10 protein-coding genes and 1 rRNA gene are annotated in these 10,918 nt (G+C 56.9%); 10 read left to right on the top strand and 1 reads right to left on the bottom strand.

Annotated elements, in window-relative coordinates; all coding sequences use genetic code 11:
- From rny to PHV01_RS12400, 8 genes are all read left to right on the top strand, one after another.
- Positions 1-1,088: ribonuclease Y (rny, locus tag PHV01_RS12435; protein WP_337291477.1), on the top strand; the 1,088-nt coding region annotated here is incomplete at its 5' end.
- A gap of 174 nt (positions 1,089-1,262) precedes the next feature.
- A complete protein-coding gene (locus PHV01_RS12430) occupies positions 1,263-2,039 on the top strand; it encodes a TIGR00282 family metallophosphoesterase (RefSeq protein WP_337291476.1) in 777 nt (258 codons plus the stop codon).
- Between the two features lie 9 nt (positions 2,040-2,048).
- A complete protein-coding gene (gene folD, locus PHV01_RS12425) occupies positions 2,049-2,918 on the top strand; it encodes a bifunctional methylenetetrahydrofolate dehydrogenase/methenyltetrahydrofolate cyclohydrolase FolD (RefSeq protein ID WP_337291475.1) in 870 nt (289 codons plus the stop codon).
- Positions 2,908-3,213: a hypothetical protein gene (locus tag PHV01_RS12420; protein WP_337291474.1), complete on the top strand. Its 306-nt coding sequence runs from the start codon at positions 2,908-2,910 to the stop codon at positions 3,211-3,213. The genes folD and PHV01_RS12420 overlap by 11 nt, the downstream gene beginning before the upstream one ends.
- A 10-nt stretch (positions 3,214-3,223) precedes the next feature.
- Positions 3,224-3,586, top strand: coding sequence for a DUF971 domain-containing protein (locus PHV01_RS12415; protein WP_337291473.1), 363 nt, complete (start codon positions 3,224-3,226; stop codon positions 3,584-3,586).
- Positions 3,587-3,590: 4 nt separating this feature from the next.
- On the top strand, positions 3,591-4,631 hold the full coding sequence (locus tag PHV01_RS12410) for an alcohol dehydrogenase catalytic domain-containing protein (RefSeq protein WP_337291472.1): 1,041 nt from the start codon (positions 3,591-3,593) through the stop codon (positions 4,629-4,631).
- A complete protein-coding gene (locus tag PHV01_RS12405) occupies positions 4,628-5,707 on the top strand; it encodes a zinc-binding dehydrogenase (RefSeq protein ID WP_337291471.1) in 1,080 nt (359 codons plus the stop codon). The genes PHV01_RS12410 and PHV01_RS12405 overlap by 4 nt, the downstream gene beginning before the upstream one ends.
- A gap of 213 nt (positions 5,708-5,920) precedes the next feature.
- Positions 5,921-6,487, top strand: a complete 567-nt coding sequence (locus tag PHV01_RS12400; RefSeq protein ID WP_337291470.1) for a hypothetical protein — start codon at positions 5,921-5,923, stop codon at positions 6,485-6,487.
- Between the two features lie 113 nt (positions 6,488-6,600).
- Here the strand turns inward: PHV01_RS12400 and PHV01_RS12395 are convergent, their stop codons facing one another.
- Positions 6,601-8,823 carry a PBP1A family penicillin-binding protein gene (locus PHV01_RS12395; RefSeq protein ID WP_337291469.1) on the bottom strand — a complete coding sequence of 741 codons (2,223 nt, stop codon included), beginning with the start codon at positions 8,821-8,823 and terminating at the stop codon, positions 6,601-6,603.
- 228 nt (positions 8,824-9,051) lie between these two features.
- On the opposite strand from PHV01_RS12395, the gene tyrS reads away from it, so the two are divergent.
- A complete protein-coding gene (gene tyrS / locus PHV01_RS12390; RefSeq protein WP_337291468.1) occupies positions 9,052-10,323 on the top strand; it encodes a tyrosine--tRNA ligase in 1,272 nt (423 codons plus the stop codon).
- Between the two features lie 236 nt (positions 10,324-10,559).
- A 16S ribosomal RNA gene (locus tag PHV01_RS12385) occupies positions 10,560-10,918 on the top strand; the annotation flags it as partial.

Genomic DNA, 10,918 nt, shown 5'->3' with positions numbered 1-10,918 from the left:
TGCTCCAGAATCTGGAGCAGGAGGCCAGGATCGAGTCGATGGCCTTGTTCAAACGGCTTGAGGATGAGACGAGGGCGACGGCAGAGACGAAGGCCAAAGAGATCCTGGCCGTTGCTGTTGATAAGTGTGCCCCTGAGTTCATCATAGAATCAACGGTCTCTGTGGTGGATTTACCGAACGACGAGATGAAGGGACGGATCATCGGTCGGGAGGGACGCAACATCCGAGCGTTCGAGCGAGCAACGGGGATTGATGTGATCGTGGACGATACCCCAGAAGCGGTAATCCTGTCCGGTTTCGATCCGATCCGGCGGGCCATCGCCAAGGAGGCGCTACAACGTCTCATCACCGATGGGCGAATCCATCCGGCGCGCATCGAGGAACTGGTGGAGAAGGTCAAGGGAGAGATCGATGACGACATCAAGAAGACCGGTGAGCGAGCGGCCTTCGAACTGGGAATCAGCGGCCTTCACCCCGAGCTTATGCGCCTGGTTGGGCGGCTGAAGTACCGGACCAGCTATTCGCAGAATCAGCTTCAACACACGATAGAGGTGGCGCAACTCGCCGGCATAATGGCTGCCGAGTTGGGGCTCGATGCCAAGGTTGCCAAGCGGGCAGGTATGCTCCACGATATCGGGAAGTCAGCCGACGTCAACATGGAAGGGACTCACGTCTCCATTTCGGCCGAACTGGCCAAGAAGTATGGTGAGCGTCCGAAGGTGGTGAACGCGATCGCCGCCCACCATGAGGACGTAGAGATCACCTGCCTGGAGGCCATAGTGCTCCAGATTGCCGACACGCTCTCGGCGGCCAGGCCCGGGGCCAGGCGTGAGCTGTTGGAAAGCTACGTGAAGCGGCTCGAGGGGTTGGAGAGAATCGCGAACTCCTTCGCGGGCGTGAGTAAGACATACGCCATTCAAGCCGGACGCGAGGTGCGCATCATCGTTGAGAGCGCTGAGGTATCGGACGTACAGGCGTATCAGCTTTCGCGGGATGTCGCAAAGCGAATCGAAGAGGAGTTGCAGTACCCTGGCCATATCAAGGTGACCGTGATCCGCGAGACGCGCGCAGTGGAGTACGCCAAATAGCCCGATGGGTCTTACGTAAGTCATGGCACATGAACCACATACCTATCCGTTCAGCCTGAGCTTGTCGAAGGCTGATCTGCCCATGGTTCGACAGGCTCACCATGAACGGAACGGAGATATCCGCTATCGACATTACTTATGCAAGGCTCAATAGCCTGAAGTCTACGGTGCGAAGTGCGAATCCTATTCATCGGTGACATGATCGGGAAGCCGGGTCGTGAGATCGTGGCGTCAGTATTGCCGCGCTTGGTCGAGGAGCAGAAGATCGATCTCGTCATTGCGAATGGCGAAAACCTGGCTGGCGGCTTCGGTGTCACAGGCGCGGTGGCTGAAGAGATGTTTGCTCTCGGTATTGATCTCCTGACCTCCGGGAACCACCTCTGGGACAAAAAGGAGGTCGAAGAGTACATCTCGAAGAAGGAGCGACTCCTGCGACCGGCCAACTATCCGGAATCGGCGCCTGGTAGGGGAAGCCTGGTGGTAGACCGAGGTGGCTGTATCGTGGGAGTGCTCAATCTGCAGGGACGGGCGTTTATGCCTACGCTTGATTGTCCGTTCCGAGTGGCTGACCGTGAGATCGGCAGGCTACGTCGAGAGACGACACTGATCTTCGTCGATTTTCATGGTGAGGCGACAGCAGAGAAGCAGGCCTTCGCTTGGTATGTCGATGGACGGGTATCTGCCGTGATCGGCTCCCACACGCATGTCCAGACCGCTGATGAGCGGATTCTTCCTGGAGGGACGGCGTTCCTCACTGATGTAGGGATGACGGGTGGTTATGACTCGGTCATCGGGATGGGGATTGAGGCGCCGATCGCCAAATTCCTGTCCGGTCTTCCGAAGCAGTTCCGACCAGCCACCGGTGCGCCGCGACTGTGTGGAGTGGTGGTGGAGATCGACGAACGGACCGGCCGCTCAACCTCGATCGTACGGATCCAGCGGGAGCCCTGAGGCGGCTGCATGTCAGCACGGATCCTCGACGGCAAGTCGATTGCGGCAGAGATTCGCCAGGAAGTCCGGCTCGAAGTCGAGGCAATGGCCGCGCAGACTGGGGCGGTTCCGTGCCTGGCGACGATCCTCGTCGGGAACGACCCGGCCTCAGCGACCTACGTGCAGAATAAGGCCAGGGCGTGTAAGGAGGTGGGAATCACCTCGGTACGGATCGAGCTGCCGGCTGACCTTTCGGAAATGTCACTTCTCCATGAGATCAATCGCCTCAACAGCGACCCTGTCGTACATGCCATTCTTGTTCAGCTTCCGCTCCCCCCTCACATCAACGAACGGCGAATCCTGGAGGCGATTCTCCCGGAAAAGGATGTGGACGGGTTTCACCCCTCCAACCTGGGCGGATTGCTGGTCGGGAGTCCTCTCTTCGTTGCGTCCACGCCGCTTGGCATTCTAGAGCTTCTGGATCGATCGAATATAGTGATCGAGGGAAAACATGCGGTCATCGTCGGGTGGAGTGTGGTGGTCGGCAAACCGACGGCGTTCCTGCTGCTGCAGCATCATGCCACTGTCACCATCTGCCACATCAAGACACGCGATCTTGCCTTTCATACCCGACAGGCCGATATCCTTGTCGTGGCGGCAGGCAAGCCAGGTTTGGTGACCGGCTCCATGGTCAAGGAGGGGGCTGTGGTCATTGATGTCGGCGTCAATCGCCTGTCGGACGGCAGAGTAGTGGGGGATGTGGAGTTTCCGGAGGTTGCGGAAAAGGCTTCTCTGATTACTCCGGTTCCAGGTGGGGTGGGTCCGATGACGATAGCCATGCTCCTAAAAAATACGGTGGATGCCTGTCGGCGAAAGTGGGGTGAACGTTGTGGCCGATGAGTCGGAGCGTAAGGACAGCGAGCCAATTCCGACCGATGCTGAAGAGGGCGAGCCCCCGCTGCTCACGAAGGAGGAGGCCATCGCTGAGGTGACGCGGTGGATCGAGCGGTACAAGATCGATCCGAACCAGATCTTTGCCAGGACAGGAGAGGTAATCATCCGCTATGGAGACCTGATCCCTCACCTCGAACAGGAGACCGATGAAGGACGATTGCTCATTCGGGCGATCTCTCGAGGTCGAGTGGTCCGACAACAGCGTAGATTTCCCGGTAGTCTGGACAGAGATCAGGAGTAGTGAGTGAGGGATGAGACCAACACGATCGTCTGATCCGGCAGAGGTAATCGTTGATCGGCAAGAGCGGGTTCTGAGTATTACATGGCGAGACGGCCATCACAGCGTGTACTCGTTCGATGATCTTCGGCGCGATTGCCCATGCGCCTCCTGCAATGATGCCAGGAGCAAGAGGCTCAACAGTAGAGATCTCCTGGTCCTCAGCGGTCCGGTCCTGAAGCCCGGCGAGGTGCAGATCACCAACTATCGCGCTGTGGGCTGGTATGCGCTGAACTTTACCTGGAGCGATGGGCACGACACCGGCATCTATACGTATGAATCTCTACGGGCGAACTGCCCTTGTGAACAATGCGTCGGCGCCGAAGCCGCGCAGTGATCGGATGAAAGCGATTCGCCTGCTGGAAACCGGGGTTGTTGAGCTGACGGAGCTGCCGGTTCCATCTGTCGGACCGGGGGAACTGCTGCTGGAGATGCGGGCATGCGGCCTGTGCGGTTCCGACTTGGGGAAGATCTTTGGCGGGACGCCGCTGAAGCCGCCTGTTCCGCTGGGCCACGAGCTGGTAGGGGTGGTCAAGGCGGTCGGCGAGGGGATGCAGCGATTTGCCCTCGGTGATCGTCTGGCTATTGCGCACCATGTTCCGTGTGGACGGTGCCGTTACTGTCGCCATGGCAACGACTCGATGTGCCCCCAGTTCAAAGCGACCAACATCGATCCGGGCGGTTTCGCCGAGTATGTCCGAATTCCAGCCCTGCATGTCGCGCAGACGGCCTTTGCGCTTCCTGAGAGACTCCCGGACGACGTCGGCATCTTTATGGAGCCGTTGGCCTGCGCATTGCGGGCGGTGAAGCGATCCGATGTGCAGGCCGGAGATCAGATCGTGGTGGTCGGCGCGGGAGGTATGGGGTTGCTGGTCGCGCAGGCCGTTGTCGTATTCGGCGCGAGGCCGATCTGTGTGGATATTCGCGAGGAGCGTCTGGAGTTGGCTCGAACGCTCGGGATTGAGACGACCCTGAATGTGGCCGGAGCGGATCCACGAAGAGCGCTTCGTTCGGTCACTGAAGAGGACGGGATCGATGGGGCTATTCTGACTGCGGTCAGCGCGTCGATGGTGGAAGCGGCGCTTGGCGCCCTGCGCGCCGGCGGAAAGATCAACCTGTTTGCTGATGCGGGTGAGGCCGGACGCATGACGATCGACCTGGGCATCTTTTACCGACAGGAGCTGTCTCTTACGGCAACCTATTCGTCCACGCCGGTGGAACTGAAAGAGGCGATTCGACTCCTGGCCTCCGGACAGATCCGGACCGCCCCCCTTATCAGCCATCGTTTCGACCTGAGTCGGTTCGCTGAGGGCGCGCGCCTCCAGCGAGAAGGGCAGGCCACCAAGATCGTGTTTTACACAAACGGAACGGTCGCGGCATGATTCCCGTTGAGATCCTGAACCGGACGATGGTAGCGGCGGTGCTTCACGGTCCGGGAGATGTGCGGTTGGAGGAGGTGCCGATTCCTCCGATAGGCCCGAAGGATCTCCTGGCCAGGGTTGAAGCCGCCTCTATCGATTTTACGGACCGTAAGGTCTATCTGCGTGGATCGCACCCGATGATTACGATCCCAGGGCTCTTCGGGCACGAGTGGGCCGGGGTTGTGGTGGCGCGAGGGGAGCAAGCAGATATTCGATGGCAGCCGGGAATACGGGTGGTTGCGGCCAACTCGGCCCCCTGTACCGTTCCGTCTCCGGCGGCCCGCTGTCGCGCGTGTCGGCGTTCTCGTCAGAGCATGTGCGAGCGGCTCCTGTACAACAACGGCGCCTTCGCCCCCTATATTCGTATCCCTGGACGGATCGTGGAGGTGAACCTGCATGAGCTGTCCCCGCAGGTCCCGTTTGAGGAGGCAGCCTTGGCTGAGCCGCTCGCGTGCGTCATGCACGCCATCCGACGCATGCAGGTGTCCGATGGGGATCGTATCGTGATCATAGGAGCCGGACCGATCGGCCTGATGTTCATAGCCGTCCTGCGTCACCGCTACGGGCAGTCGATCCGTCTCCTGAGCTTGGACCATCACGACGACCGTCTGGCCCTTGCAAGGTACTTCGGCGCGGACGAAGCACTGAATACTGTCGGAGCGCCGCTGGGGGCGGGTGTGCGCGAAGCCTTCGGGACGGAGATGGCCGATATCGTTATTGAGGTGGTAGGAAGTACGCAGGCGTACCAGGAAGCGTTTGAGGCAGTGGGTCGGGGTGGTACGTTGATCGCCTTCAGCGGAGTGGCTGAGGGCACTGGCCTTTCACTCGACCTGCATCGGTTACATTACGAAGAAATCCAAATCGTCCCAATCTATCACCATACTCCGGGCGATTTCGCCAGCGCGGTCCAGGCCATTGTCCGCCGTGAGGTTCCAGTAGCCAGCCTTATCACTGCCCGCCTTCCTCTCATGGAGTTGTCAAGAGCACTCGAGATGGTGCAGGAGCGAACAACCCTTCGGACGATCTTGCTTCCATGAGGTCGATCTGGCGTCTGAGAAGATCAAGGGAATCACTGCACTGTTTTACCTCACGCGTGTAGACTGAGGCGTAAGAACGGGTGGGAAAGAGTTGACAAGATCGATTGACAGCGATAAGGATATTGCGGATTCGGCAACCAATAGCGCTGCGGCGCCCTTAGGGAAAACGTACTTGCCGGCATGGTGAAGAAATTGGGGAATGAAACTAAACGGATGAGAACGACCCCACTGGCCTCGCTACCGCGCGTTGCGTGCGAGAGATGGTCGGTCGTACCAGCTCGTACTGGCCGGTATGAGCCGATTCCGAGTCGAGCCGAAGCTGCCTCATCGAAGTTGCACTTTCACCATTATCGTGGTGTGCAATGGATCCTGACTGGTGGGCCGATGGCGGAGGCCTATGTCCCCGTCGTCGTTCATGACGACTGCCAGGGCTGTCTGGTGTGCGGTCGAACCACTGTGTGGTTTATGGAGTTTGCGCGGCTGGCCTGCCGTCTCACGGGAATCAACCTTCGCGACTGCCTGCACTGGGGGCATCTGTTCGACAATCCAAAGCCGCTGATTGTTCCCACTTCCAACCTGCTCCGTTGTAATAAGAAAACTCTTGCGAGGCTGCGTGAGAGCTACTTCAGTCTTAGTGCGGTCTCGCGTCCTCCCCTATGGGATCTCTGGCCGACTGATCAAGCCCTTTCACAAAGCGAACGATTTGAAGACCGACTGACCATCGTGAACAGAATGGTTGAGCTTTGGGAAGATGGGCAGTACATCGGCTGGCCAAGTTAGTTCTGCAGAAAATAGCAGTCAGGGGTTTAGACTAAAGACTGAAGGCTTTAGGCATAGCCGCCTACTCCCGCCGGACTCCGCACTCTCCGCCTGTCTTCCCTTAGAATGGAATGCTACTTGAAGAAAAACTCCTTGATGGCGTCCTTGTCGTCGAGGGTGGTGGGGCGCCCAGTAGAGTAGTTCACCACTACCGATGCCACGTTCTCCGGTACAGGGAACTCTTCTGGTGGAGTATCCTGAAGGACTCGTTGCATGAAGCGAGTCCAGATGGGAACGGCAAGAGTGGCGCTCGATTCGTGCGGCCCAAGTGATCGCTTGGTATCATAGCCAATCCAGACCCCCGCAACAAGGTCAGGCGTATACCCGATAAACCAGGCATCTGTCGCTTCCTGAGTAGTTCCTGTCTTACCCGCGACAGGTCTTCCCAGTACGCGTGCTCGTGACCCAGTCCCTCGCTCAACGACACCTTTCAATACATTAGTCAAGATGAACGCTGTCTCCTCCCTCATTGTTCGCCGGCTCACCGGGGCGTACTCTTCCAGGAGTGCCCCCTTGCTGTCCACTACCTTTCTAATGCCGTAAGGGGGAAGCCGGATACCTGAGTGAGCAAAGACACCGAAGGCCGAGACCATCTCCGATAATGTGACCTCTGAGACGCCAAGGGCCAGGGCATATTCTCTCCGTAGCGTGCTCTCGATCCCGAGGTTATGGGCCAGATCGATGACCGGATCGACTCCGATCCGTTCGATGAGCTTCACCGCGACGACATTGATGGAGTGTTCGAGTCCGTATCGTAATGTGGTCGGACCGCGGAACTTCCGGTCATAGTTTACTGGCCTCCATTCGATTCGTTTGCCGTCTACAAGGAGTGGGTAGCTTACGGGTACATCGTTGACGATTGTGGAAGGGGTGAATCCGCGATCAAAGGCTGCGGCGTAGACAAACGGTTTAAAAGCTGAGCCGGGTTGTCGTCTGGCCTGGAGCGCACGGTTGAATTTGGATCGCTCAAAATCGTACCCGCCTATCATCGCCTTGATGCCGCCGTCCCTCGGATCGATGGCGAGGAAAGCGCCCTCGATCTCGGGATCTTGTTCAAGGTTCAGATCGAGAGTCTTTTTTCGTTTATTGACGCTCAAGACCTGGACCTTTACCTCCATACCGAGCTGAAGCTGTTGGGGTGGTTGGGAGGTGTTCAGCCACGGCACCTTGTCAAGGGCAATGTCGCCCTGATAGCTACCGACCTGAACCGTGATCGTCTTTGGCAGAATCTTTGTGACTGTTGCGCTGAGGGTCTCACCTACCTTCGGGATAAGGTACGAGGGGGGGGAGCTTTTGCCGGACACTACGGCGGTTGAGGATCGTGTATGAGGAGGACGAAAGCCTCTGACCTTGTCGATCTCCCTCAATCCTTCGATCAGAGCCGCCTCCGCGCTCCGCTGTGCACTGATGTTCAGTGAGGTGTAGACCTTCAGGCCGCCATGGTATACGGCGTACGTACCGTATTTTTCTTCCAGTTGCTGGCGGATGTACTCGACGAAGTAGGGGCCGAGGTTACGGGTTTTTTCGAACGAAAATTCGTCGAAGGTAACGCTGGAAGCGGAAACGGCTTGCTCATGAGTAATAAATCCTTCCTCAGACATCCGGGTCAATACATGGTCTCGGCGACGTATCGCCCGTTCCTTATCGGTAATGGGAGAATAGTAGTTGGGCGCCCGCGGCAGCCCGGCGAGGGTTGCAGCCTCGGCGAGGTTAAGTTGATCCACAGACTTCTTGAAGTAGGTTTGGGCGGCAGACTCTACCCCATAGGCGCCATGTCCGAAGTAGACCTGATTGAGATAGAGTTCAAGGATCTTTGCTTTTGAATACTGTTTCTCGATTTCGATCGCTAGGATGGCCTCCTTGATTTTCCTGGAAAGGTGTTTCTCCGGCGTCAGGAGCAGCAACTTCGCCAACTGTTGCGTGAGGGAACTCCCTCCTTCAACGGGGCGCAGAGCGCGAAGATTTACCAGAAGCGCTCTGGCGATGCCTCGAAAATTAATTCCACGATGCTGATAGAATTGAGCATCCTCAACCGCGATAATTCCATTGATAAGATGGCGTGGGATTTTATCCAGCGGAACCCAGAAGCGTTTCTGCTCAAAGAAGGCGGCAAAAGGTTCGTCGTGGTCTGAATAGAGTGTGGTCACGAGGCTGGGCTGATATTCCTCAAGTGCGTCAAGTGTCGGGAGGTCTCGAAGGTAGGTAACGAACAGGCCTCCGAGGACTCCTAATGAGCTGGCCATCAGCAACAGGAAGGACCAGATTACAGCAACGGTAGCCCTGGACGGTCGCCGCATAGATTATGCCTCTAAGTTTTGGTATTGGGAGGGACGATCACTGCAACACTCAATATACTCAACACTATAATGTATACCACTATAACAGAGGGGTTGGAGCCTTCACAAGCATCGCCGCATTTGTCGCCTTGCGAAGATTACAAGACTACGGCGAAGATGGGTTTGGGATTGCAGCGAGGCAACCATTATGCTAAAAAGGCATCCACGAACTTCGCGGAGAAATGACAGATGAATGATGTGAAAGCGCAAGCCTATGAGCAACTTTGTGCCCTCCGGCATGGCGTGGTGGAGATCGTTTCCGAGGAAGAGCTACTCGGGAAGCTGGAGCGCTCACTGCGGACCGGTGTCCCGCTCCGGGTTAAGCTCGGCGCCGACCCCTCAGCGCCGGACCTGCACCTCGGCCATACGGTCGTACTGAGGAAGCTCCGCCAGTTCCAGGATCTTGGCCACCAAGTGATATTCCTGATCGGCGATTTCACCGGTATGATCGGCGATCCAACGGGCAGGTCAGAGACCCGTAAGCCACTGAGCGTTGAGGAGATTCAGGCCAACGCGACAACTTACAAGAAGCAGATTTTTCGGATCCTCGATCAAAGCCGAACCGAGATCCGTTTTAACAGTGAATGGCTGAATCAAATGGGCTTTACCGACGTGATCCGTTTGGCGGCACAATATACGGTGGCTCGGCTTTTAGAGCGGGACGATTTTCAAAAGCGGTACCGGGAGGGACGACCTATTGGCGTCCATGAGTTCCTGTACCCGCTGGCTCAAGGACATGACTCCGTCGTACTCAGGGCTGATGTCGAATTAGGCGGCACCGATCAGAAGTTTAACCTGCTTGTGGGACGGGAGCTACAGCGGGATCATGGTCAGGAGCCCCAAGTCGCGCTCATCACGCCTCTGCTTGAAGGAACTGATGGGGTTCAAAAGATGAGCAAGAGTCTCGGTAACTACATCGGGATTGATGAGCCGGCCAGAGAGGTGTACGGGAAGACGATGTCGATCCCGGACGCACTCATTGTGAAATATGCCGAGCTGGTCGCCGGGATGTCGCCGGACGCTATAGAGGCAATGGAAGAAGGACTGAAGCTCGGCACACTTCATCCCAGGAGCGCTAAAGCAGACGTGGCCAGACGGCTGGTTGCGCTCTATCATGGAGAGCAGGCCGCCGATGAGGCGGCTCACGAATTCGATCGAATTTTCAGGGAAAAGAGACTGCCAGATGTCATCCTTGAGTTCCAGGTCCCAGAGGGCCATATCGATCAAGAGGAAGGCATTAAGAATACGGTGCCTCTCGCTTGGTTGATTGCGGCCTCAAGCGGCGCAAAAAGCATCTCGGAAGCCAAGCGATTGATCCGCCAGGGTGGAGTCAGTCTTGACGGGGAAGTCATACGAGATGAATATGCGAAGGTGCCGACGGATCAAGAATATGTGCTGAGGGTGGGAAAGCGATTTTTTCGGCGTATTAAAAAGAGCATACAACCACGAAAAAACACTTGACAGAGATAATGCCGTACTGTATTTTAAGCACTCGGCAATTGAATGTTTGCCATTGACGTTTCGCGCATGACGCTGTATATTATATAAAGTAAGATGTAGAACGAAGTCGCTGGATTCTGAATACCGTTCTTTGATAATAGAATATCGTTGCTACTGACTTGATGGCGGATGAAGTAAGCCAGAGCGGGTGACCCGCCAAGGGAAACCTGCTTCGAGGCTAGTACCTCGTGCGTTCTAATTTGGAGAGTTTGATCCTGGCTCAGAACGAACGCTGGCGGCGTGCCTAACACATGCAAGTCGAGCGAGAAAGTCCCGGCAACGGGATGAGTAAAGCGGCGAACGGGTGAGTAACGCGTAGGTAATCTGTCCTTCGGATCGGGATAACCTGCTGAAAAGTGGGCTAATACCGGACAATGTTCTTATGGGGATCCTGTGAGAACCAAAGGGGGCGAGCGTAAGCAGCTTCCACCAAAGGAGGAGCCTGCGTCCGATTAGCTAGTTGGTGGGGTAACGGCCTACCAAGGCGACGATCGGTAGCCGGCCTGAGAGGGCGACCGGCCACACTGGAACTGAGACACGGTCCAGACTCCTACGG

Origin of the sequence: Candidatus Methylomirabilis sp. (genome assembly GCF_028716865.1) — a bacterium.
GTDB lineage: Bacteria > Methylomirabilota > Methylomirabilia > Methylomirabilales > Methylomirabilaceae > Methylomirabilis.
The sequence above is the reverse complement of the archived record's forward strand: the minus strand, read 5'-3'. Positions and strand labels throughout refer to the sequence as shown.